Source organism: Brachybacterium sp. SGAir0954, from assembly GCF_005490785.1.
Classification (GTDB): domain Bacteria; phylum Actinomycetota; class Actinomycetes; order Actinomycetales; family Dermabacteraceae; genus Brachybacterium; species Brachybacterium rhamnosum.
On the sequence record NZ_CP027295.1, the window covers coordinates 2,938,407 to 2,962,232 of the forward strand.

20 protein-coding genes are annotated in these 23,826 nt (G+C 71.5%); 6 read left to right on the plus strand and 14 right to left on the minus strand.

From position 1 onward, the window contains the following. The first annotated feature begins 36 nt into the window (after positions 1 to 36). Entirely contained in the window at positions 37 to 990 is a 954-nt protein-coding gene (locus tag C1N80_RS13200; protein ID WP_137771193.1) for a hypothetical protein, read from the plus strand. A gap of 10 nt (positions 991 to 1,000) precedes the next feature. Here C1N80_RS13200 and C1N80_RS13205 read toward each other — a convergent pair whose 3' ends face one another. Beyond that, a complete protein-coding gene (locus C1N80_RS13205; RefSeq protein WP_137771194.1) occupies positions 1,001 to 2,380 on the minus strand; it encodes an APC family permease in 1,380 nt (459 codons plus the stop codon). A 179-nt stretch (positions 2,381 to 2,559) separates the two neighbouring features. On the opposite strand from C1N80_RS13205, the gene dapD reads away from it, so the two are divergent. Further along, a complete protein-coding gene (dapD, locus tag C1N80_RS13210) occupies positions 2,560 to 3,537 on the plus strand; it encodes a 2,3,4,5-tetrahydropyridine-2,6-dicarboxylate N-succinyltransferase (RefSeq protein ID WP_137771195.1) in 978 nt (325 codons plus the stop codon). Position 3,538: 1 nt separating this feature from the next. Beyond that, positions 3,539 to 4,474 carry a hypothetical protein gene (locus C1N80_RS13215; protein ID WP_137771196.1) on the plus strand — a complete coding sequence of 312 codons (936 nt, stop codon included), beginning with the start codon at positions 3,539 to 3,541 and terminating at the stop codon, positions 4,472 to 4,474. A gap of 198 nt (positions 4,475 to 4,672) precedes the next feature. On the opposite strand, the gene C1N80_RS13220 is transcribed toward C1N80_RS13215, so the two are convergent. Genes C1N80_RS13220 through fdxA form a run of 3 tightly spaced genes read right to left on the minus strand, consistent with a single transcriptional unit; the run spans position 4,673 to position 7,589 of the window. Further along, positions 4,673 to 6,070, minus strand: coding sequence for a citrate synthase (locus C1N80_RS13220; protein WP_137771197.1), 1,398 nt, complete (start codon positions 6,068 to 6,070; stop codon positions 4,673 to 4,675). A 29-nt stretch (positions 6,071 to 6,099) separates the two neighbouring features. Continuing rightward, positions 6,100 to 7,260 carry a succinyldiaminopimelate transaminase gene (gene dapC, locus C1N80_RS13225; RefSeq protein WP_137771198.1) on the minus strand — a complete coding sequence of 387 codons (1,161 nt, stop codon included), beginning with the start codon at positions 7,258 to 7,260 and terminating at the stop codon, positions 6,100 to 6,102. After that, positions 7,260 to 7,589, minus strand: coding sequence for a ferredoxin (gene fdxA / locus C1N80_RS13230; RefSeq protein WP_137771199.1), 330 nt, complete (start codon positions 7,587 to 7,589; stop codon positions 7,260 to 7,262). The genes dapC and fdxA overlap by 1 nt, the downstream gene beginning before the upstream one ends. A gap of 140 nt (positions 7,590 to 7,729) precedes the next feature. On the opposite strand from fdxA, the gene C1N80_RS13235 reads away from it, so the two are divergent. Next, positions 7,730 to 7,990 (plus strand): acetyltransferase, encoded by a 261-nt coding sequence (locus tag C1N80_RS13235; protein WP_137771200.1) that lies wholly within the window; start codon positions 7,730 to 7,732, stop codon positions 7,988 to 7,990. Here C1N80_RS13235 and C1N80_RS13240 read toward each other — a convergent pair. The 7 genes from C1N80_RS13240 to C1N80_RS13270 form a co-directional block, all read right to left on the minus strand. Then, positions 7,929 to 8,513, minus strand: coding sequence for a CDP-alcohol phosphatidyltransferase family protein (locus C1N80_RS13240; protein WP_137771201.1), 585 nt, complete (start codon positions 8,511 to 8,513; stop codon positions 7,929 to 7,931). The two genes, C1N80_RS13235 and C1N80_RS13240, sit on opposite strands and share 62 nt — an antisense overlap. Next, complete coding sequence (locus tag C1N80_RS13245) at positions 8,510 to 8,962, minus strand: hypothetical protein (RefSeq protein WP_205750647.1); 453 nt, start codon at positions 8,960 to 8,962, stop codon at positions 8,510 to 8,512. The genes C1N80_RS13240 and C1N80_RS13245 overlap by 4 nt, the downstream gene beginning before the upstream one ends. After that, positions 8,959 to 10,875, minus strand: a complete 1,917-nt coding sequence (typA, locus tag C1N80_RS13250; RefSeq protein ID WP_137771764.1) for a translational GTPase TypA — start codon at positions 10,873 to 10,875, stop codon at positions 8,959 to 8,961. Before typA ends, C1N80_RS13245 begins: the two co-directional genes overlap by 4 nt. Before the next feature lie 162 nt (positions 10,876 to 11,037). Beyond that, positions 11,038 to 12,849, minus strand: coding sequence for an ABC transporter ATP-binding protein (locus tag C1N80_RS13255; RefSeq protein ID WP_137771202.1), 1,812 nt, complete (start codon positions 12,847 to 12,849; stop codon positions 11,038 to 11,040). Further along, positions 12,846 to 13,802 (minus strand): ABC transporter permease, encoded by a 957-nt coding sequence (locus C1N80_RS13260; RefSeq protein ID WP_137771203.1) that lies wholly within the window; start codon positions 13,800 to 13,802, stop codon positions 12,846 to 12,848. The genes C1N80_RS13255 and C1N80_RS13260 overlap by 4 nt, the downstream gene beginning before the upstream one ends. Further along, entirely contained in the window at positions 13,792 to 14,721 is a 930-nt protein-coding gene (locus C1N80_RS13265; protein WP_137771204.1) for an ABC transporter permease, read from the minus strand. Before C1N80_RS13265 ends, C1N80_RS13260 begins: the two co-directional genes overlap by 11 nt. A 119-nt stretch (positions 14,722 to 14,840) precedes the next feature. Next, entirely contained in the window at positions 14,841 to 16,490 is a 1,650-nt protein-coding gene (locus tag C1N80_RS13270) for an ABC transporter substrate-binding protein (RefSeq protein WP_137771205.1), read from the minus strand. A 188-nt stretch (positions 16,491 to 16,678) separates the two neighbouring features. On the opposite strand from C1N80_RS13270, the gene pgi reads away from it, so the two are divergent. Further along, positions 16,679 to 18,379 (plus strand): glucose-6-phosphate isomerase, encoded by a 1,701-nt coding sequence (gene pgi, locus C1N80_RS13275; RefSeq protein WP_137771206.1) that lies wholly within the window; start codon positions 16,679 to 16,681, stop codon positions 18,377 to 18,379. Positions 18,380 to 18,497: 118 nt separating this feature from the next. Here pgi and C1N80_RS13280 read toward each other — a convergent pair whose 3' ends face one another. Then, on the minus strand, positions 18,498 to 19,835 hold the full coding sequence (locus C1N80_RS13280) for an MFS transporter (protein WP_168198115.1): 1,338 nt from the start codon (positions 19,833 to 19,835) through the stop codon (positions 18,498 to 18,500). 181 nt (positions 19,836 to 20,016) lie between these two features. Here C1N80_RS13280 and C1N80_RS13285 point away from each other — a divergent pair, with 181 nt between their 5' ends. Further along, positions 20,017 to 21,618, plus strand: a complete 1,602-nt coding sequence (locus C1N80_RS13285; RefSeq protein WP_240811138.1) for a flotillin family protein — start codon at positions 20,017 to 20,019, stop codon at positions 21,616 to 21,618. 72 nt (positions 21,619 to 21,690) lie between these two features. Here the strand turns inward: C1N80_RS13285 and C1N80_RS13290 are convergent, their stop codons facing one another. Beyond that, the gene (locus C1N80_RS13290) at positions 21,691 to 22,902 is read right to left on the minus strand and encodes an acyl-CoA dehydrogenase family protein (RefSeq protein ID WP_137771207.1); all 1,212 of its coding nucleotides are present in this window, start codon (positions 22,900 to 22,902) and stop codon (positions 21,691 to 21,693) included. Positions 22,903 to 22,995: 93 nt separating this feature from the next. Next, positions 22,996 to 23,826 (minus strand): endonuclease/exonuclease/phosphatase family protein, encoded by an 831-nt coding sequence (locus C1N80_RS13295; protein ID WP_137771208.1) that lies wholly within the window; start codon positions 23,824 to 23,826, stop codon positions 22,996 to 22,998.

Below are 23,826 nucleotides of genomic sequence, written 5' to 3' on the forward strand. Positions count from 1 at the left end.
GCGCGGATCGGCGGATGGTCTGCGACGATGTGACGCATGAGCGGGACGACGGGGTCGACGCATCCGACGGGGCCGACGGGATCGGCCCGGCACCTCCGGCACGCGGCCGGCGGGCCGGAGCTCGGCGCGGCGATGCGCCGGCAGACGGCGCGGCTGCGCGCGGAGGCGGCCTCGGACGCCCAGCCGCGGGACCGCGCGGCTGCGGACGCGACCGTGCTCGCCGCCTGGCTCTCCCCCGGGCAGCGCGAGCGGTACGCCCCGAGCCTGCGGGCCGTCGGCGACCTCGACGCGTTCGTGTCCCGGCTCGCCGAGGAGCGGCGGGTGGTGCTCGAGGAAGGCGCGGAGCCCGTCGGCGACGAGATCGGCTCGGCCGCGCAAGCGGAGGACGCCGCGCGGCAGACGGGCCTGCGGGTCCTCGAGGGTGTGGCCGTCACCGCCCTGCTGCTGCTCGTGGTGCTCGCGGCGGTGACGACCCTGCGGGACCCGGCACCGCCCACGGAGCTCGCCGTGCGGGTCGGTCCGCTGCTCGCGGGCGCGGTCCTCGCGCTCGTGGTCGCGGCGGTCGCGGCCTCGCTCGCCGTGCACCGCCGCTCGAGGGCGATGCTCGACTGGGCGGTCGCCCGGCCCGGGCAGCTGGGTCGGGGCGTGCCCGTGCGCCACCCCCTGCAGCGCGCCTCCGCCCCGACGGAGCTCGCGATCTCGCTGGGACTCGGCGCGCTCCTGGTCGCCTCGGTACTCTCGGTGTTCGTGGGCGCCGCGCTGCTGCTCGTGGACCTGCTGCTGCGCAAGGGCCTGCTGGGCCTCGCGCCGACGCTCACCCTGCTCGTCGCGGGGGCGGTGGGCCTGGTCGTGGTGGTCGCCCTCGGCGCCCTCCGCTCCCGGCGCACCGAGCTGCTGCTGCGCCGGGGCCAGGCGATCGAGTGGCGGGCCGAGGGCTGGTTCGACGAGGATCCCGCCGCCCGGGAGCCGGGAGGGGACGAGGCGGTCTGAACGGACCCGCTCAGGCGGGCTCCGGTCGGCGGCCGACGCCCCGCACGAGCAGGATCACGAGCCCGATCACCGCCCACAGGCCGCCGACGATCAGCGCGATCACGGAGGCGCTCACGACCACGGCGAGCAGCACGAGCGCCCCGAGCACGGGGATCACGAGGTGGCGCAGCGGGTCCACTCCCCCGCCGCGGCGCCGCACCGCGAAGTAGCCGATCACCGAGACGTGGAGGACCACGAAGCCGGTGAGCGCGCCGACGTCGACAACGGAGACGACGTGGTCGAGGCCGTCGGCCCGGGTCGCCGCCCACAGGGCGACGGCGACGTTGCCGCCCGCGGCGACGAGCGTCCCCACGAGCGGCGCGCCGGTGCGCGGCGAGACCCGCGCGAGGCCCTTCGGGAGCGAGCCGGAGCGGCCCATGTCCATGAGCACGCGGGAGGCGGCGGCCTGCCCCACGAGGGCGGAGAACGCGGCGCCCACGGCCTTCGCGGCGGCGAGCGCGCCGTGGAGCGTGGAGCCGAGCGCGGAGTCGACCATCGCGTAGTAGGCGTCGCCCTGCAGCTCGGGATGCGCCGCGAGCTCCTCGGCGCTCGTGGGGCTGAGCAGGGCGCCCACGTAGGTCTGCGCCATGAACAGCACGCCGATGATCACGAGGCACACGAGGGTCGCGCGGCCGATCGCCCGGGAGTCCCCGCGGGTCTCCTCCGCGAAGGTCGCGAGCGCGTCGAAGCCCAGGAAGGACAGCACCGCGATCGAGACGGCGCCGAGCACCGCGGCGACGGAGATCCCGGCCGCGCCGCCCGTGAACGGCTCGAGCCAGCCGCGCACGGGCCCGGTGGTGGCGAGCACCCCGGCCGCGGCGGCGAGGACGATGAGCAGCACGACCACCTCGACGATCACGACGGCCATCGAGACGCGGGCGGTGACCTTGACGCCGGAGAGGTTCAGCGCGGTCGTGAGGACGACGGCCGCGAGCACGAACACCCAGATCGGCACCGCGGGGATCAGCGAGTTCAGCGCGATCCCCGAGAAGAGATACGCGACGGAGGGGATGAGCAGGTAGTCCAGCAGCATCATCCAACCCGCCATGTGCCCCACGCGCGGGCCGATCCCCTCGCTCGCGTAGGCGAAGACGGATCCTGCCCGCGGCACGGCGCGGGACATGACGACGTAGCTCGAGGCGGTCAGCGCCATGGCGAGCGTCGCGACGAGGTAGACGATCGGGACGACGCCGCCGGAGTGGGCGTCGAGGGTCCCGAAGACCCCCACCGCCGCGGCGGGGCCGATGAAGACGAGGCCGTAGGCGACGAGCTGGCCGAAGCCGATCTCGCGGCGCAGGGCCGGCTGCCCGGCGGCAGGGACGGCGGGTGCGGGGGTGGAGTCTGCAGTCATGGTGCGGCCATTCTGCTCCTGCGACACCCGCACCGCCTCGTATCGGCGCAGGGGGCACGCGGGGCGTGGCCGGCATCCGGGTGCCCTGTCCCCGGCTCGACGGATCCGGACCGCGACGATCATCACCGCCCTGCAGACCTCACAGCCCGCGGGGGAGGTCGCTCCGTAGAATCACCGCCATGACTTCCACGACGACGCCCGAGCCCGCCACCCACGCCTGGGGCATCGGCCTCGCGACCCTCGCCGCCGACGGCTCCACCCTCGACACCTGGTACCCCGCCCCGCAGCTGGGCGAGGCGCCCGCCGATCCCACCGCGGAGCCGCTGCACGCGCAGCTCGCCGCGGCCGCCGCCGTGGACGGCGTGCGCGGCACGACCCAGGAGGTCGTGGTCCGCGCGATCGAGCTGGCCGCCGCGCCCGCGGACGCCTCCGACGCCTACCTGCGCCTCCACCTGCTCTCGCACCGGCTCGTCCAGCCCAACGCCCAGAACCTCGACGGTCTCTTCGGCGCGCTGACCAACGTCGTGTGGACCACCGAGGGCCCCTGCGCCGTCGCCGGCTTCGAGGAGACCCGCCTGCGCCTGCGCGCCGCGGGCCGCACCCCCACCGTGCTCAGCGTCGACAAGTTCCCGCGCATGGTCGACTACGTGCTCCCCTCGGGCGTGCGGATCGGCGACGCGGACCGCGTGCGCCTCGGCGCGCACCTCGCGGACGGCACCACCGTCATGCACGAGGGCTTCGTGAACTTCAACGCGGGCACCCTCGGCACCTCCATGGTCGAGGGCCGCATCTCCCAGGGCGTCATCGTCGAGGACGGCTCCGACGTGGGCGGCGGCGCCTCCACGATGGGCACCCTCTCCGGCGGCGGCACCGAACGCGTGCGCATCGGCAGGCGGTCGCTCGTGGGCGCGGAGGCCGGCGTGGGCATCGCGCTCGGAGACGACTGCGTCGTCGAGGCGGGCCTCTACATCACCGCCGGCACCAAGGTCACGCTCGTCGGCGAGAAGGACGCGGACGCCCCGCACGTGGTCAAGGCGCGCGAGCTCTCCGGCGTGAGCAACCTGCTCTTCCGCCGCAACTCCCTCACCGGCGCCGTCGAGGCCGTCGCCCGCGCCGGGCAGACGGTCTCCCTCAACGCCGCCCTGCACGCGAACTGACATGGCACGAGGCCGCTCCCCGCGCCGCTCGCCGTGGCGCGGCCTCGTGGTCCCGCTGGTGATGCTGCTGCTGTTCGGCGGCATCGCCGGCGGCTCCTACGTCGCGCTGCAGCGCTACGGCTCCCCCGCGCATGCGGGCACCTGCGTCGCCACGGGCCTCGGCACGAGCCACCGCTACTCCACCGAGAGGGTCGCCAACGCGGCCCTGATCAGCGCTATCGCCGTGGACCGCGGCATGCCGCCGCGTGCCGCGTCGATCGCCCTCGCGACCGCCTACCAGGAGTCGCAGCTGCGGAACATCGAGCACGGCGACCGGGACTCGCTGGGGCTCTTCCAGCAGCGTCCCTCCCAGGGATGGGGCACCGAGGCGGAGATCCTCGACCCGATCCACTCCACGAACGCCTTCTACGACGCGCTCGAGAAGGTCGCGAACTACGAGAGCGGCGACATCAACGACGTCGCCCAGAAGGTGCAGCGCAGCGGGCACCCCGAGGCCTACCGCGACCACGAGACCGAGGGACGGATCTACGCCTCCGCCCTCACCGGCCGCTCCCAGGCGAACCTCGTGTGCACCCTCGACGCGGCGACCGGCACCGTCTCCCCGGACGGCGTGCGCTCCGAGCTCGCCCGCCAGTTCCCGCGGCTCACCGAGGCCGGCTCGCTCCGCACCACCCTCGAATCCGCATCCTCCGTGAGCGCAGGGACGCCCGACGGCGCGGGGGCGACCGCCCTCGTCGTCGACACCGGGGACGACGAGGCCCTCGGCTGGGCCGTCGCCAACTGGGCCGTGGCCCGCGCGGCGGAGGACTCCGTCGTCCAGGTCGAGCACGCCGGGCGGGTCTGGGACCGCTCCGCCCGCGGCGAGGACGCGACCACCTGGGGCTCCGCCGAGGACGCCGCCGACGGCCGCGTCGTCATCCTGGTCTCCGGAGGCTGAAGGAGCTACATGACAGGACCCGCAGGAGCCCCGTCGAGATCGACGTGCGGGTCATGGCCGACGGCGCCGTCGTCCTGCTGAGCCGTGACGCCGGAACCTCACGAACCGGCAACGCGAGAGGGGCCGGGGACGTGCGTCCCCGGCCCCTCTCGCATGGGCGCTCAGCGGGCGCGGTGCGATGCCGCCGCCCACCCGGCCTCAGTGGTCGAAGCGGCGCTCCTTGGCGAGCTTCTCCTGGTGCTCGCGGTGCTGCGCGGCGAGCTCCTCGTGGAGCTGCTCGAGGCGCAGCTCGGTGGTGCCGGTGCGGGCGGCCATGTCGACGTACTCGCGGCGCGGCTCACCGGTGTAGATCTGGCGCGGGCGGCCGATCTTCGTGTCCGGGTCGTGCACCATCTCCTGCCACTGGGCGATCCAGCCGGGCAGGCGGCCGATCGCGAAGAGCACGGTGAACATCTCGGTCGGGAAGCCGATCGCCTTGTAGATGATGCCCGTGTAGAAGTCGACGTTCGGGTAGAGCTTGCGCTCGATGAAGTAGTCGTCCTTGAGGGCGATCTCCTCGAGCTTCATGGCGAGCTCGAGACGCTCGTCCTGCACGCCGAGGCGCTCGAGGACGTCGTCCGCGATGGTCTTCACGAACTTCGCGCGCGGGTCGTAGTTCTTGTAGACGCGGTGACCGAAGCCCATGAGGCGGATGCCGTCCTCGCGCTTCTTCACCTTCTCCATGAACACCTTGGGGTCCATGCCCTCGGCGCTGATGGTGTCGAGCATCTCCATCACCGCGGCGTTCGCGCCGCCGTGGGCGGGGCCGGAGAGCGCGCCGATGCCCGCGGAGATCGAGGTGAACAGGTTCGCCTGCGCGGAGCCGACGAGGCGCACGGCCGAGGTCGAGCAGTTCTGCTCGTGGTCGGCGTGGAGGATCAGCAGCTGCTCCATCGCCCGCGCGATGACCGGGTCCGCGACGTACTCCTGGACCGGGAAGCCGAAGGTCAGGCGGAGGAAGTTCTCGATCAGCGAGAGCCGGTTGTCCGGGTAGAGCAGCGCGTGGCCCTGCGCGATGCGGTGCGCGTAGGCGGCCATGGTCGGCACCTTCGCGAGCAGCCGCACCGAGGACAGGCGCACCTGCTCCTCGTCGAACGGGTCCAGCGAGTCCTGGTAGAAGGTGGACAGCGCGGAGACGCCGGCCTGCAGCACGGCCATCGGGTGCGCGTCACGCGGGTACGCCTCGAACATGCGCTTGAAGCGCTCGTCGAGCATGGAGCGGTGCTCCACCTGCGTGGTCCAGTTCTCCAGCTGTCCCTGCGTGGGCAGCTCGCCGTTGATGAGCAGGTAGGCGACCTCGAGGAAGGTCGACTTCTCCGCGAGCTGCTCGATCGGGTAGCCGCGGTAGCGCAGCACGCCCTCGTCGCCGTCGATGTAGGTGATCGCCGAGGTGGTGTTGGCGGTGTTCATGAAGCCGGGGTCGAAGGTGACCGCCCCCGTCTCCTTGCGCAGCGGACCGATCGCGATGCCCGGGTTCCCCTCGACGGCGTCGACGACGGGGAGGTCGAGGGTGTGGTCGCCGTAGGCGAGGCGTGAGGTCGGCGTCGCGTGATCCATGGGCTCTCCGTTGTGCGTTGTCGGATCCTTCAGGGGCGCTCGAGGTGCTCGAGGCGCCCGGCGGCGGCGGCGATCCGCTCGTCCGTCGCGGTGAGCGCGACGCGCACGGTGGAGCCGCCCCCCTCACCATAGAACATCCCCGGAGCGACCAGCACACCGGCACCTGCCAGACGCTCGACCGTGACCATCGCGTCCTCCCCGAAGGAGGTCCACAGGTAGAGCCCGGCCTGGGAGCCGCTGATCTCGCCGCCCGCGGCGCGCAGGGCCGGGGCGAGGATCGCGCGGCGTGCGCGGTAGATCTCACGCTGGGCCGCCACCGCGTCGTCGTCGCCGAGCGCCGTGGCCATCGCCGCCTGCACGGGCCCGGGGATCATCATCCCGGCCTGCTTGCGGATCGCCAGCAGCTCCCCCACGAGGGCGGGGTCGCCGGCGACGAAGGCCGCGCGGTAGCCGGCGAGGTTGGACTGCTTGGACAGCGAGTAGACGCACAGCACGCCGTCGAGCGAGCCGCCGTTGACCCGCGGGTCCAGCACGGAGGGGACCTCGTCGACGGTCCACGGCAGCAGGGCGTAGCACTCGTCGGAGGCGACGACGATCCCCCGCTCCCGGGCCCAGGTGACGAGCGCGGCCATCTGCGGGACCGTCAGCACGTCGCCCGTGGGGTTCGAGGGCGAGTTCAGCCACAGCAGCCGGATCCGCGACACGGCGGCCGGGTCCGGCAGCGCGGCGTCGCCGTGCTCGGCGAGGGTGACGAGGTCCAGCGGCAGGGACTGCGCTCCCACGAACCGGGCGCCCATGTCATAGGTGGGGTAGGCGATCGCGGGGAAGGCGACGATCTCCTCCGGCCCGATGCCCAGCTGGAAGGGCAGGTGCGCGACGAGCTCCTTGGAGCCGACGGTGGGCAGCACGCCGTCCACGTCGATCGTCCCGGGGGCGCCGCGGTGCCGGCGGACGAAGTCCACGAGCGCCGCGCGCAGCGCGGGGGTGCCGACGGTCGTCGGGTAGCCGTGGCTGTCCGCGGCGGCGGCGAGCGCCTGCTGCACGGAGGCGGGGGTCGGGTCCACGGGCGTGCCCACCGAGAGGTCGACGAGGCCGTCCTCGTGGGCGGCGGCGCGCTCCTTGGCCCCGGCGATCGCGTCCCACGGGAAGGCGGGGAGGCGGGCGGCGAGGGGGCGACGCGGGGAGTGCATCAGTCCTCGGCGCCGGACTGCGGCGGGAGCGCCTCGATGATCGCGTGGTCCTTGTCGATCACGCCCATCTTGGCGGCGCCGCCGGGGGCGCCGAGCTCGTCGAAGAACTCGACGTTGGCCTTGTAGAACTCCGCCCACTGGTCGGGGAGGTCGTCCTCGTAGTAGATCGCCTCGACGGGGCACACGGGCTCGCAGGCGCCGCAGTCCACGCATTCGTCGGGCTGGATGTACAGCGAGCGGGACCCCTCGTAGATGCAGTCCACGGGGCACTCGTCCACGCAGGCACGGTCCTTGACGTCGACGCAGGGCAGGGCGATGACGTACGTCATGAGGGCGGCTTCCTTCCACGGGGTGACCGCACCATCATCGCACCGACGGGGCGGGCGGCGGAGCCCCGACCGCCGGATGCCGCGCAGACGTGATCCGTCGAACACCGCGGCCGCCGAGCGGCGGGCGCTATGTTCGGGGGATGACCAGCGAGACCCGCCCCGGATGGGCACCGTTCCTCGAGGTGGGACGGCGTGTCACACTTCGCCACGCGATCGATCCGGCGACCGCTCCCTGCGGCGAGCGGATGAGCGACGCGCTCGGCACGATCACCGCGACGGACGAGCGCGCGGTGACCGTCATGACCCGGCGCGGCGAGATGCGGGTACCGCGCCCCCTGGTCATCGCCGCGAAGGAGGTCCCGCCTCCGCCGGAGCGCCGTGACGGGAGCTCCGGGCGCTGAGCACGTAGCCGGCCCCGCTCACCACGTGCACCGCGACGCCGACCCACAGCAGCACCTGCACGGCGCCCACGAGACCCGGGGCCCAGGCGGCGGCCGCGGCCAGCAGGAACACGGAGGTCATGAGCAGCGCCGTGCGGATCTTCCCGAGCCAGGAGACGCGGATCCGGCCTCCGAGCGCGGCGCCCGAGGCGAGCGCGGTGACGGCGAGGTCGACGAGCAGGATCACGACGAGCGCCGCCCACGGGAGCAGCCCGGCGAGGGCGAGGGTCAGCACGATCGCGACCAGCCCAATCCGGTCCGCGATCGGGTCGATGATCTCCCCCACCCGACTGGTCTGCCCGAGCGTGCGGGCGAGCAGGCCGTCGACCCAGTCGGTGCTCGCCCACACCAGCAGCAGGACCACGGCGAGGGTGTCCGGGCCGCGCGCGAGCAGCACGCACACGGGGGCGAGCAGGACGAGCCGCAGCAGGGTCACGGCGTTGGGCAGCGTGGCCCAGTCGCGATCCGCCGCGTCCGTGCTCACGACCGCTGCCCCTCCTCCGCGCGGGCACGCGCCTCCCGGGCACGGGTGCGCGCCTGCTCGAGGCGACGCACCGCGGGGAGGCTCAGCAGACCCGCCGCGAGGAACGGGATCCCCATGCCGAGGCCCTGCACGATCCAGCCGGAGTACTGCGCCTGGTCACCGATCACCCCGGGCAGGAGCACTCCCCCGCCGGCCCCGTTGCCGAGGAACGGCGTGGCGAGGATGCCCCACAGCGCCCCGGAGACCGCGAGCGGCAGCCGGGACCCGGTGACCGCCCAGAGGAACGCGCAGGTCATCACCTGGTAGACCGTGCACAGCAGCAGGCCGGCCGGGATCGTGATCCCGAGCAGGTCCAGCGTCAGGCGGTGCACGGTGACCAGGACGAGCACCGACAGCACCGTGGGCAGCACGGCGAAGGCCGCGTGCCCGACGGTGCGACGGATGTTCACTTCTTCGCGCGCGAACGGGAGCGGGCCCGCTCCCCGGCGTTGAGGATCACCTTGCGGATCCGCACGATCTCCGGGGTGACCTCGACACACTCGTCCTCGCCCGTGAACTCGAGGGACTCCTCGAGCGTGAGCTTGCGCGGCGGCACGAGGTTCTCGAAGGAGTCGGCGCTGGCGGCGCGCATGTTCGTCAGCTTCTTCTCCTTCGTGATGTTGACGTCCATGTCCTCGTTGCGGGAGTTCTCGCCGACGACCTGGCCCTCGTAGACCTCGCTCGTGGGCTCCACGAAGAAGGAGCCGCGCTCCTGGAGGTTGATCATCGCGTAGGGGGTCACGACGCCCGGGCGGTCCGCGACGAGCGAGCCGGTGGCCCGGAACTCGATCGCGCCCATCCACGGCTCGTAGCCGTCCGCGTAGGAGGAGGCGATGCCGTTGCCGCGGGTCTCCGTCATGAAGCGGGTGCGGAAGCCGATGAGGCCGCGCGAGGGCACCACGAACTCCATGCGCACCCAGCCGGAGCCATGGTTGCTCATGGTCTCCATGCGGCCCTTGCGGCTCGCCATGAGCTGCGTGACGGTGCCGAGGAACTCGTCGGGGACGTCGATCGTCATCCGCTCGACGGGCTCGTGGGTCTTGCCGTCGATCTCACGGGTCAGCACGGTCGGCTTGCCGACGGTGAGCTCGAAGCCTTCACGGCGCATCTGCTCGACGAGGATCGCGAGCGCGAGCTCGCCGCGGCCCTGGACCTCCCAGGAGTCCGGGCGGTCCGTGGGGACCACGCGCAGGGACACGTTGCCCACGAGCTCCTGGTCCAGGCGGTCCTTCACCTGGCGGGCGGTGAGCTTGTGGCCCTTGCCGTTCTTGCCGGCGAGCGGGGAGGTGTTGATGCCGATGGTCATGGAGATCGCCGGCTCGTCGACCGTGATCAGCGGCAGGGGCTGCGGGTCCTCGACGTCGGCGAGGGTCTCGCCGATCATGATCTCGGGGATGCCGGCGACGGCGACGATGTCACCGGGGCGGGCGGTGCGGGTCATCTGCTCACGGGCGAGGCCCTTGGTCTCGAGCAGCTCGGTGATCTTCACGGTCTTGGTGGTCCCGTGCTGGGTGCACCAGGCGACCTGCTGGCCCTTGGTGAGCTCGCCGTTCTTCACGCGCAGCAGCGCGAGGCGTCCCAGGAACGGAGAGGCGTCGAGGTTGGTGACGTGGGCCTGCAGCGGCATCTCGTCGTCGTAGCTCGGGGCGGGGATCGACTCGAGGATCGTCTTGAACAGCGGCTCGACGTTCTCGGAGTCGGGCAGCTCGCCGTCGGCCGGCTTCGTCATGCTCGCGCGGCCGGCCTTACCGGAGGCGTACACGACGGGCACGTCCAGGAGCGCGTCCAGGTCGAGGTCGGGGACCTCGTCGGAGAGGTCCTCGGCGAGGCCGAGGAGGAGGTCGGTGGCCTCGCCGACGACCTCGTCGATGCGGGCGTCGGGGCGGTCCACCTTGTTGACCACGAGGATCACGGGGAGCTTCGCGGCGAGCGCCTTGCGGAGCACGAAGCGGGTCTGCGGGAGCGGGCCCTCGGAGGCGTCGACGAGGAGCACGACGCCGTCCACCATCGACAGGCCGCGCTCGACCTCGCCGCCGAAGTCGGCGTGGCCGGGGGTGTCGATGACGTTGATGATGATGCCCTCGGGCTCACCGATCGCCTCGGCCGAGGGGCCGGTGTAGCGGATGGCGGTGTTCTTCGCGAGGATCGTGATGCCCTTCTCGCGCTCGAGCTCGCCGGAGTCCATCGCCCGCTCGTCGTGCTTGTCGTGGTCGCCGAAGGCGCCGCCCTGGGTGAGCATGGCGTCGACCAGGGTGGTCTTGCCGTGGTCGACGTGGGCGACGATGGCGACGTTTCGCAGGTCGTTGCGGTGCTGGAGGGTCATGCGCGGGAGCTCGTCTCTGACGGAGGTGCGGGGCACGGTCCAGCTGCTCACGTCGCGGGTCCCCCGCACGACATGCTCCTGGGCCGGACCGATTCTAACGGTCCGGCCCAGGATTCCTCAGGGGTCAGGGATGAGAGCTTCGACGCCCTCCGCGCTCACGGCTCAGACGTGACCGGCCTGGGAGAAGGGATCGATGATGTCCTCCGGGCCCTCGCCGTGCTCCGTGACGGTCTCGTCGGCCGGCCCCGCGGGCGCCTCGACGTCGATCGTCTCCGCGCCCGCGAGCGGGATGGAGCCGCCGGGGATCGCGGCGAGCAGGCGCCGGGTGTAGTCCTGCTGCGGGGAGTGGAAGACCTCGTCGGTCGAGCCCTGCTCCACGAGCTTCCCCTTCTCCATGACCAGGGTGCGGTCCGCGATCTGGCGGACCACGGCGAGGTCGTGGGTGATGAAGAGGTAGGACAGCCCGAGCTCGGCCTGGAGATCGTTGAGCAGGTGCAGCACCTGGTCCTGGACCAGCACGTCGAGGGCGGAGACCGCCTCGTCGCACACGACGACCTCGGGGTCCAGCGCGAGGGCGCGGGCGATCGCCACGCGCTGGCGCTGGCCGCCGGAGAGCTCGTTGGGGAAGCGGCGCATCATCGCCGCCGGCAGCGCGACCTTGTCGAGCAGGTCGCGGACCTTCGCCTCGCGGCCCTTCGCGTCGCCGATGCCGTGCAGGCGCATCGGCTCCTCGATCGTGCTGAAGATCGAGTACATCGGGTCGAGCGTCCCGTAGGGGTTCTGGAAGATCGGCTGCACGCGGCGGCGCAGCGTTTTCAGCGCAGACCCCTTGTAGGTGGTGACGTCCTTGCCCTCGAAGAGCACCCGGCCCGAGGTGGGCTGGAGGAGCTTCAGCACCATCTGCGCGACGGTCGACTTGCCCGAGCCGGACTCGCCGACGATCGCGGTGGTGGTGCCGCGCTCGAGGGAGAAGGAGATGTCGTCCACGGCGGTGAACGGCGTGGTGCGCCACGGGACGCTGCCGCGGATCGGGAACACCTTGGTCAGGTTGCGGGCCTCGATGATGGGGCCGTTCGCCTGCTCCGAGGGCTGACCGGCGGCGTGCTCCTGCGCCTGCTCGCGCACCTCCTCGCGCTCGGCCACGGAGACCAGGCGGCGCGAGGCGAGGCTCGGCGCGGCCGCGATGAGGCGCTTGGTGTACGGATGCTGCGGGGACTGCAGGATCTCGAGCGCGGGACCGGACTCGACGACCTGCCCCTTGTACATCACCACGAGGTGCTGGGCGCGCTCGGCGGCAAGTCCCAGGTCGTGGGTGATCAGCAGCACCGCGACGCCCAGCTCGCCCGTGAGGGTGTCGAGGTGGTCGAGGATCTGCTGCTGCACCGTGACGTCGAGCGCGGAGGTCGGCTCGTCGGCGATGAGCAGCTTGGGGCGGGCGGCGAGACCCATGGCGATGAGCGCTCGCTGCTTCATGCCGCCGGAGTACTCGTGGGGGTACTGGCCGGCGCGGCGCTTCGCGTCCGGCAGGCCCGCCTCCTCGAGCAGCTCCACGGCGCGCTGCTTCGCGGCGGCGCCCTTGGCGACGCCGTTCGCGGCGAGCGCCTCGGTGATCTGCGACCCCACCTTCCACATGGGGTTGAGGTTGCTCATCGGGTCCTGCGGGACCAGGCCCAGCTGGTCGCCGCGCAGGGCCCGGATCTGCTTCTCCGAGACATGCGTGATGTCGCGACCCTCGAAGAGGACCTGGCCGCGGGTGATGCTCCCGTTCTTGGGCAGCAGGTGCGCGATGCTTATCGCGGTCGTCGACTTGCCGGAGCCGGACTCGCCGACGATCGCGACGGTCTCCCCGGGGTACACCTCGAGATTCGCGGTGCGCACACCTCGGACCGGCCCGGTCGAGGTCGTGAACGTGATCTCGAGATCCCTGATCTCGAGCAGGGGCTGCTTCGTGGCGCTGTCAGGTGCGGCGCTCATCGCTTCCTCGCCTTCGGGTCCAGGGCGTCGCGGACGGCGTCACCGAGCATGATGAAGCTCAGCACGGTGATCGCGAGCGCCACAGAGGGGTAGAACAGCATCATCGGCTGGTTGCGCAGGGCATCCCTCGCACGGGAGATGTCGCCGCCCCAGGAGACGGCCGACGTGGGGAGCCCGACCCCCAGGAACGACAGGGTCGCCTCCGCGACGATGAAGACGCCGAGGTTGACCGTGGCCGTGACGATCACGGGGGCGATCGCGTTGGGGATCACGTGCTTCAGGAGGTTCGTGAGGCTCCCGGCGCCGAGCGCCGTCGACGCGGTGACGAAGTCCTGGCTCTTCGTCGAGATCACCGCGCCGCGCATGATGCGGGCGACGTTGGTCCAGCCGAAGATGCTCAGGACCATGATGACGGTCCACATGTTCATCTCGCCGAGTCGGGTCGCGATGACGATCGCCCCGAGGATCATCGGGACGGCGAAGAAGATGTCCGTGATGCGGGAGACGATCTCGTCGATCCAGCCGCCGACGTAGCCGGCGAGGGCTCCGATCGCGCCACCGAGGATCGTCGAGCAGATCATCGTGAAGAAGCCGATGATCACCGAGGTGCGGGTTCCCCACACCGTGCGGGCCAGCGTGTCGTAGCCCTGCCTCGTCGTGCCGAAGGGGTGCTCCGCGCTCGCAGGCTTGTTGGCCGAGGAGAGGTTGCCGTACGTGGGGTCCTGACTCGTGAACACGCCGGGGAACGCGGCGACGAAGAGCACGAGCAGGATCAGCAGCGCGGAGATGATGAACACCGGGTTGCGCACCAGATTGTGCACGGCCTCGGCCCAGAGCGAGCGAGGCGTCGATGAGGTGTCCGCAGCATCGACCTCCTGCAGCGGGGTCTCGTCGAGCGGGGCGACCCAGTGCTGGGCCTTCGGGCGCTGAGGGGCGCGGTTATCACTTCGCATAGCGGATCCTCGGGTCGAGCACGGCGTAGAGCAGGTCCACGATGAGGTTGGACAGCAGGAAGATGATCACGAGCAGGGTCACGAGGGACACGATCATCGGGGCTTCGCCGGCATTGATGGAGCGGAACAGCAGGGTCCCGACTCCGGGGATGTTGAAGATGCTCTCGGTGACGATCGCACCGCCCATCAGCGCGCCCAGGTCCGCACCGATGAAGGTGACCACGGGGATCAGGGAGTTGCGCAGGATGTGCTTGGTGACGACTCCGCCCCGGGAGAGGCCCTTGGCCGTCGCCGTCCGCACGTGATCCGCTCCGACCGTCTCTGCGATCGAGGTGCGCGTCAGCCGGAGGACGTAGGCGAAGGAGACCGCTCCGAGCACGAACCCGGGGACGAGCAGGTTCTGCCAGCTGGGGTCGCGACCCACGTTGATCGGGGCGATGCCGAGCTTCACACCGAGGATGAACTGGGCGACGAAGCCGAGCACGAAGGTCGGGACGGCGATCACGAGCAGCGAGAGGATGAGGAGCGTCGTGTCGATGAGCTTGCCCTTGCGCAGGCCGGAGATCACTCCGGCGATGACGCCGAACACCGTCTCGACGATCACGGCGATGATCGCGAGACGGATCGTCACCGGGAATGCGGCGGCGATCTGATCGGCGATCGGCCGGCCGTTGAAGCCCACGCCGAAGTCCAGCCGCACCACGTTGCCGAGGTAGATGAGCCACTGGATGATGACGGGCTTGTCCAGGTTGTACTGGGCGCGCAGCTGCTGCTCGACGGCCGGGGAGATCGGCTTGTCCCCCGCGAGGGTGAGGATCGGATCGCCGGAGGCGGCGAACGCGAGCAGGTAGACGATGAGCGTGGCGCCGAGGAAGACGGGGATCATCTGCAGCAGTCGCCGCACGATGTACCAGATCACGTCGTTCTCTTTCGAAGTCGGGCGGGGCGCGAGGACCCCCGGGCGTGCGACAGCGGGAACCGGAGGGATCCGGTTCCCGCTGTCGGGTGGTTCAGCAGGTCACTCGTGGGAAGCGGCGATCACTTCGTGATCTCGTAGTACAGCGGGACGGTGTCCCAGCCGTACTCGACGTTCGACACGAGGGACGAGTAGCCGCCGAAGGTGTTCTGGTACCAGAGCGGGACGACGGGCAGGTCGCGCATGATCAGCGCCTCGGCCTGCTTCCAGATCTTGATGGCCTCGTCCTCGCTCTCGGCGGCGAGACCGTCCGAGAGGAGCTGGTCGAACTCGGGGTTCTTGTAGTCGCCGTCGTTCGAGCCGTTGCCGTCCGCCGCGCCGGAGCCGTAGAGCGGGCCCAGGAAGTTGTACATGGACGGGTAGTCCGCCTGCCAGCCCGAGCGCCAGGTGCCCATGAGCTTCCGCGCGCGGATCTGCTCACGCATCTCGCCGAAGGCCGGGAACGGGGTCGGGTTCGCCTCGATACCGAGGGTGTTCTTGAGCGAGTTGCAGACAGCCTCGACCCAGTCGGCGTGGGGTCCGTCCGCGTTGTACGCGAGGGTGAGCGGTCCCTTGAAGGGGCTCTTCGCCTCCGCCTGCGCCCACAGGTCCTTGGCCTTGGCCTCGTCGAACTCGAGGACGTCAGCGCCCTCGATGTCGGTCGCACCGCCACCGGGGATCACCGGCGCGACGAAGTCCGTCGCCGGGGTGCGGGTGCCGAAGAAGAGGCTGTCGCAGATGCTCTTGCGGTCGATCGCGCGCGAGATCGCCTCGCGACGCAGCGCACCGGCCTCGCCCTCGAAGTTCGAGTCGTAGCCCGGGAGGGTGAAGGACTGGAAGACGGCGCCCGGATCGTTGACCGCGCGGTCGCCGAGGTCGCTCTCGAAGTTCTGCAGCTGCGACGTGGGGATCTGGTCGATGACGTCCACGTTGTCCGCGAGGAGATCGTTGTACATGGTCTCGTCGCTGTCGTACACCACGAAGGTGATGCCCGAGTTCTTGGCCTTGCGCGGGCCGTCGTAGTTCGGGTTCGGGACGAGGACGATCTCCTTGTCATGGGTCCAGGAGTCGACCATGTAGGGGCCGTTCGAGACCGGCTTCTCGCCGAACGCCTCGATGTCGTCGAAGGCGCTCGCGGGGAGCGGCATGTAGGCCGAGTAGCCGAGGCGGTTCGGGAAGTCGGACTGCGCGGAGACGAGCTGCACGGTGAACGTGGTGTCGTCGACGACCTCGAGCCCGGGGAGCTTCGCGTCGGCGGCGACGTCCTCCTTGGACAGATCCGCGTAGCCCTCGATCGGCTCGAAGAAGTACTGGCCCAGCTGGGCGTTCGCGGCGTTCGCACCGAAGTTCCAGGCGTCGACGAAGGACTGCGCGGTGAGGTCGGAGTCGTCGGAGAACTTCAGGCCGGACTTGATCTTGATCGTCCAGTGCTGGTTGTCGTCGGACTCGATCGACTCCGCGAGGTCGTTCTCGGCCTTGCCGTCCGCCGTGTAGTACACGAGGCCGGCGAAGATCGAGGTGACGACGCGACCGCCGCCGACCTCTCCGGTGTTCGTCGGGACGAGCGGGTTCTCGGGCTCGGTGGTGTTCGCAAAGATCATCTCACCGGAGCCGGATCCGCCGTCGGATCCGCCGGAACCGCCGGAGGAGCCACCGGTGCAGGCGGCGAGCGTGGCTGCGGCGACGCCGGTGGCAGCGGTGCCGAGCATCATGGAGCGGCGCGAAAGGGCCATGGGGATCTCCTGGGAGTGCTGTGTGTGGCGCCGACTACACCGGGCGCCGTGACGTCAAGTGTGCACCAGGGGTTGTCAACCTTTGTCCACCCGGCGGTAACGCTTCGGTCTCGGATACCCCAGGACGGTTCCCAGGAACACAGGGCACGCGCACACCCGCCCGCGCGCTCCGGGTGGAGAATGGGGCCATGACTTCTCCTGATGCCCCTGTCAGCGGCGCCACCGCGCCGGTCGATCCCACCACCACCCCGGCGTGGGAGGCGCTCGAGGCGCACGACGCCGAGATCAGCGGCTCCCTGCGCGAGTGGTTCGCCGAGGACCCGCAGCGTGCCGTCCGCTTCACCCACGACGCGGCCGACCTCCACGTTGACCTCTCCAAGAACCTCGTCACCGCCGAGACCGTGGACCTCCTCCTCCAGCTCGCCGAGCAGACCGGCGTGCTCGCGCGCCGCGACGCGATGTACGCGGGCGCCCACATCAACACCACCGAGGACCGCGCCGTGCTGCACACCGCGCTGCGCCGCCCCGCCGGGGCCTCCCCCGCCCTCGTGGTCGACGGCCAGGACGTCGACCACGACGTGCACGAGGTGCTGGGCCGCATCGCGGACTTCGCGACCAAGGTCCGCTCCGGCGAGTGGACCGGCGTCACCGGCAAGCGCATCGAGACGGTCGTGAACATCGGCATCGGCGGCTCGGACCTGGGCCCCGTCATGGTCTACGAGGCGCTGAAGCCCTACGCGCAGGAGGGCCTCACCGCCCGCTTCATCTCGAACATCGACCCGACGGACGCCTACGAGACCACCGCGGACCTCGACCCCGAGACCACTCTCGTCATCGTCGCCTCGAAGACCTTCACGACCCTCGAGACGATCACCAACGCGCGCCTCGTGCGCACCTGGCTGCTCGACGGCCTCCGGGCGAAGGGCCTCACCGCGGAGCAGGAGAAGGAGGCCGTCGCGAAGCACTTCGTGGCCGTCTCCACGGCGCTCGACAAGGTCGCCGAGTTCGGCATCGACCCGGAGAACGCCTTCGGGTTCTGGAGCTGGGTGGGCGGCCGCTACTCCGTGGACTCCGCGATCGGCACCGTGCTCTCGACGGTGCTGGGCCCGGAGGTCTTCGAGGAGCTGCTCGCCGGCTTCCACGCGATGGACGAGCACTTCGCGACCGCCCCGGCGGAGCAGAACGTGCCGCTGCTCATGGGCCTGCTGAACGTGTGGAACGTGAACTTCCTCGAGGCGGAGACCCACGCGGTCCTCCCCTACTCCCAGTACCTGCACCGCTTCCCCGCCTACCTCCAGCAGCTGACGATGGAGTCCAACGGCAAGTCGGTGCGCTGGGACGGCTCGACCGTCGTCACCGAGACCGGCGAGGTCTTCTGGGGCGAGCCCGGCACCAACGGTCAGCACGCCTTCTACCAGCTGATCCACCAGGGCACCCGGATCATCCCGGCGGACTTCATCGCCTTCGCGACCCCGGCCCGCCCCCTCAAGGACGGCGAGCAGGACGTGCACGAGCTGTTCCTCGCGAACTTCTTCGCGCAGACCAAGGCCCTCGCCTTCGGCAAGACGGCCGACGAGGTCCGCGCGGAGGGCACCGAGGGTGCGCTCGTCGCGGCCCGCGAGTTCTCCGGCGACCGCCCGACGACCTCGATCATGGCGCCCGCGCTGACCCCGTCCGTGCTGGGCCAGCTCATCGCGCTGTACGAGCACATCACCTTCGTCCAGGGCGCCGTGTGGGGCATCAACTCCTTCGACCAGTGGGGCGTGGAGCTCGGCAAGCAGCTCGCGAAGGGCCTCGCCCCCGCGGTCGCGGGTGACGAGTCCGCGATCGCCGCGGAGGACGCCTCCACCGCGGGGCTCATCCGCTACTACCGCGAGCACCGCGCCTGAGCGGAGCGCTCACGGCGGCACCGCAGCACAGCACAGCACAGCACAGCATGACGACGGGGCGCCGTCGCCGGGAGCATCCCGGTGACGGCGCCCCGTCGGCGTCGGTGGCGCAGGGCCCTCACTGGAGGAAGTCGACGTCCTTGGTCTCCTTGCCGATCGTGATCGAGATCAGCGTGATGAGCGCGGCGAGGGTGAGGTAGCCGCCCACGAGCCACAGCTTCCCGTCCCCGGCGCCCCACAGGGCGATGAGCGCGTACGGCGCGGGCGCCGCACCGATCACGGAGGCCATGTTGTAGCTGATGGCGCTGCCCGTGTAGCGGACGTCGGCCTTGAACATCTCCGGCAGGAAGGACGCCATGGGGCCGAAGGTCAGGCCCATGAGCGAGAAGCCGATGATGAGGGTGGCCATGACGCCGGCGTCGCCCGCGTGCAGCAGCGGCTGCACGAGGAAGCCGTAGACGCCGATCGCGATCGTCACGCCGATGAGGTGGCGACGGCGGCCCAGGCGGTCCGCCATCGGCCCGGAGACCAGGGTGAAGATCCCGAAGAACACGACGCCGATGATGAGCCGGGTGAGGAAGCCCGCCCGCTCGTAGCCGAGGCCCGGCACCGCGGCGTCCGCCGGGGTGGTGCCGACGACGGTGAGGAACGCCGTCATCAGGTAGAAGAGGACGTAGGTCGCGACCATCGCGAGGGTCGCCGCGATGAGCGGGCGCCAGGCGGTCGTGAAGACGCGCGCGAGCGGCACGGTCGCCACACGCTGCTCGTCGAGGACCTTCTGGAAGGCCGGGGTCTCCATGAGCTTCAGGCGCACCCAGAGGCCCACGACGACCAGCACCGCGGAGAGCAGGAACGGGATCCGCCAGCCCCAGGAGGCGAACTGCGCTTCGTCGAGGGTGAGGCTGAGGATCACGAACAGCACGTTCGAGAGGATGAACCCGATCGGGGCGCCCAGCTGGGGGAAGGTGCCGTAGAGGGCGCGCTTGCCCTCGGGGGCGTTCTCGGTCGCGAGCAGCGCGGCGCCGGACCACTCGCCGCCGAGGCCGATGCCCTGGCAGAAGCGCAGCAGCACGAGGATGGTCGGGGCGACGACGGCGAAGCCGGGCGTCGAGGCGGAGGGCAGCAGGCCGATGAGGAAGGTCGCGATGCCCATGACGAGGAGGCTCGCCACGAGGGTCTTCTTGCGGCCGATCCGGTCGCCGAAGTGCCCGAAGATGATCGAGCCGATGGGCCGGGCGAAGAAAGCGACGCCGAAGATCGCGAAGGAGCTCAGCAGCTGCGTGGTGGTGTCCTGCTTGGGGAAGAACAGGGCCGGGAACACGAGCGAGGCGGCGGTCGCGTAGGCGTAGAAGTCGAAGAACTCGATGGTCGTGCCGATCATCGAGGCCCCGATCACCCGCCCTCGGGTGTTCGCGGGCGCCGCTGCCGGCGCGGAGGAGGTGCTTGTCGTACTCACCTGCGCGACGATACGCCCGGGTCTCACCATCCGGGACATGCCATCCGCATCCTGGACCCGGGTCACGGCTGGGTCCCGACCTCGGACAGCGCTCGCCGCTCGCCTCCCCCACCTGGGAGGATCACCGGGACCGACAGTGCGTGCCCGGGGCCGCGCTGTGCCATCGCTGGAGGGGGACCCCATGGAAGCATTGGTGCCGATCATCGGCATCGCAGCCGTCGTGATCGTCGTGCTGCTCATCCTGCTGCTCGTGCTGCTGCGCAGCTACCGCATCGCCGCGCCGAACGAGGCGCTCATCATCACCGGCCGCGGCGCGAAGGCCACCCCCACCGGGGACATCGACCTCGAGTCCGGCGGCGCCCGCGTCGTCATCGGCGGCCGCGCGATCGTGCGCCCCATCGTCGACCGCGCCTTCGTGCTGAGCCTCAGCTCGCGCCAGATCCCCGTCGAGGTCGAGGGATACTCGATGAACGGCATCTTCCTGCGCCTGCGGGGCGTCGCGCAGGTGAAGGTCGGCGGCAACGTGGACGACGTCCGCAAGGCCTCGCAGCGCTTCCTCGATCAGCAGCAGCAGATCGACCACTACACCCAGGAGATCCTCTCCGGCACCCTGCGCGCCGTCGTCGGCACCCTGACGGTCGAGCAGATCATCCGCGACCGCGCCTCCTTCGCGAGCCAGGTGCAGGCCGAGGCCGAGCACTCGATGAACAACCAGGGACTGGTCATCGACACCTTCCAGATCTCCGCGGTCGAGGACGACGGCTCCTACCTCCGCGACTGGGGACGGCCCGAGGCCGCGCTCGTCGCCAAGCGCGCCGCGATCGCCGAGTCCGACGCGAACCGTGAGTCCACCCAGGCCAAGAACCTCAACCTCCAGCAGGAGGCGGAGTCCAAGCAGGCCTTCGACCTGCGCCAGGCGGAGATCAAGGAGCAGACCGACGCCCGCCAGGCCGTGGCCGACGCCGCCGGCCCGCTCGCCCGCGCCGCCCAGCAGCAGAAGATCATCGAGCAGGAGGAGCTCATCGCGGTCCGCAACAACGACCTGCGCGAGAAGCAGCTCGTCGCCGAGGTCCACAAGCCGGCCGAGGCCAAGCGCTATGCCGAGCAGCAGGACGCGGACTCCAAGAAGTACGCACGCATCGCCGACTCCGAGGCGCAGCTGACCGACGAGCGCAACCGCGCCGAGTCCCGCAAGGTCTCCGCCGACGCGGAGGCCCACGCGATCGAGGCCCGCGGCCGCGCCGAGGCCGAGGTCGAGCTGCAGCGCCGCTCGAAGGACGCCGAGGCCGTGCGCCTCGAGGGTCAGGCGAGCGCCGACTCCCTGCGCGCCCAGGGCGAGGCCGAGGGCGCATCCATCCGCGCCAAGGGCGACGCGGAGGCGGAGACCACCCGCGCCCGCGCGGAGGCGTACAAGCAGTTCAACGACGCCGCCGTGCTCGCGCAGGTGCTCGAGGTGCTGCCGACGGTCGCCGGCGAGCTCGCGAAGCCCTACTCGAACATCGACAAGCTCTCCGTGTTCTCCACGGACGGCGAGGCGAAGATCGGGCAGAACATCTCCGTGGGCCTCGCGCAGGTGCTCGACATGGTCAGCTCCACCACCGGGATCGACTTCGGCGAGACCCTCCAGCGGGCCTCCGAGGGCGGCCGTGCGGTGCGTGCCGAGGCGGAGAGCTCCTCCGCCCCGGCTCCTGCCGTGTCCGCCTCGTCCGCCCCGTCGGCACCGGCAGCGGCTCCCGCGGTCCGGCCGGCCCCCTCCGAGGAGGATGCCCCCGCGGAGGACTGACCTCCCCACCGCACGGCGCGCCCCGGTCCCTCCTGCGAGGTGCCGGGGCGCGCCGTGTTCCCGGTCGTCCGATCAGGAGCGATCGGCTCCCGGTCGCTCCGCGTCGCCGATCTCGCCCAGCAGCGCCTTCGCGTAGGAGGACTGCACGGATTCCTCGTCCGAGGGGTGGTACATGCCCGCGCGCACATCGCGGGAGAGCCGCTCGAGCTCGCTGCGGCGGAAGAAATGCGCGCCGCCGCTCGCGCGCAGCACCTCGTCCACGGCAGCGATCGCGGCCTCGGTGGAGCGGGACTTCACGCCGGAGAGCTGCAGGAACCAGCGCGGGCCGTGGTCGGTGGTCCCCGCGCCCCGCTCCCCCGTGCCGAGCGCGTCGAGATCCGCGGCGAGCTTCTCGATCTGGAGCACGGAGCCGTCCAGGGCGATCGCCGCGCGTGCGAGGCGCCGGCGCACGTCCGGGTCGTCGGCGTGGAGGATCCCGCGGGTCACGCTGCGGCGGGTCGTCGCGACCCCCGCGCCGAGCTCGACGGCCCGCTCAGCGAGGCCCGTGTACACCGCGGCCAGCAGCAGCTCGAAGGCGCCGAAGATCCCCATGACGAAGGGGTCCCCGTGGGGGCCGACGGGGGTCTGCGTGAGCACGCGGTCGGCGCTCAGCGGCGCCTCGTGCAGGCGCGTCGTGCGGGACTGGGAGGCGCGCATGCCGTGGGTGTCCCAGTCCTCGAGCACCTCGACGGCGTCCGTGCGCTCGAGGACGCCGAGCACGAGCCGCGGGTCGCTCTCCGAGGTCTCGGCGATCCGCCCGTGGACCACGAGCCGGTCCCAGACCGGGGCGAGGGACGTGAAGATCTTGGTGCCGGTGAGGCGGAAGCCGCCCTCGCCGTCCGGCACGGCATGGGTCGAGGAGTCGAAGAGCATCGCCTCGTTGCCGGCCTCGGAGATCCCGAAGGCGTGCAGCTCCCCCGCCGCGGCCTCCTCGAGCACCGTGCGCACCGCGGTGACACCCAGCCGGTGGGCGTGCAGCGCGGCGCCGGTGACGACGAGGTGCATGTTCATGGCGAGGGCGGTGGCCGGGGCGGCCTGCGCGAGCCGGCGCTGCACGCGGGTCGCCCCGAGCAGGCTCGCGCCGAGCCCGCCGAGCTCCTCCGGCACGAGCAGGCGCAGGTAGCCGCGCTCGCGGAGGTCCGCGAGGTCCTGCTCGGGGAAGGTGTTCTCCCGGTCGTGCACGACGGCACGCTCGCGGATCGTGGCCAGCAGGGCATCAGGCAGCAGATCGGTCTCGAGGCTCATGGTCCTACCGTAGGCCGACGGGCCCCGCACCGGCGCGCTCCGGGGCCGTTCTTCCTGCAGGTCACCCCCGCCTCCCACGGGTCCCCGCGCGGCTCAGCCGAGGTCGAGGTGGGCGACGATGAGGCGGTGGTCGGAGGCCGTGCTCCTCACCACGCGCAGCTCCCGGGCCCGGACGGGGCCGCGCAGCCAGATCGCGTCGAGCCGTCGCACCGGGAGGCGCACCGGCCAGGTCGCCCGCACGGGCCCGTGCGGGACCACCGCGCGCGCGAGGGACAGGACCCGCGCTGCGCGCGACGGGGCGCCGCCTGGAGGCGTCCCGTCCGGGGCGCGAGCGACCGTCCCCCGCCTGCGCTGCCGCGCCACCTCGATCGCGGCGTCGCGGAAGCCGCACCGCCGCAGGCCCCCGAGCTCGGGGGCGGAGGGATCGGCGTTGAGATCCCCCAGGAGCACGACAGGCCCCGCGTCCTCCGCGACGAGGCGCAGGATCTCCCGCACCTGGACGTCTCGATGGGACCGGTGGTCGTGGTCGAGATGGGTGACGAGCACCCGCACCGGCCCCGCCCCCGGCACCTCCACCCGCGCGTCGAGCACACCGCGGGGCTCCCGCAGCGGCCGGGGACCCGGCGCCCCGGGCAGCACATGCATGACCGCCTGCCCGATCGGTGCACGGCTCAGGAGGGCGACCCCGTAGCCGCCGCCCTCCCCGCGCACGATCGCGGGCCCGAAGCGCACGTGCATGCCGAGCGCCTCGCCCAGCAGCGACGCCTGATCCTGGTCCCGGGAGCGCACGCCGAAGCGGACGTCGACCTCCTGGAGGGCGACGAGATCCGCACCGGTCGCGGCGATCGCCGCGGCCGTGCGGGTCAGGTCGAGGCGACCGCGGGCGTCCGCACCGTGGTGGATGTTGAAGGTCGCGACGCGCAC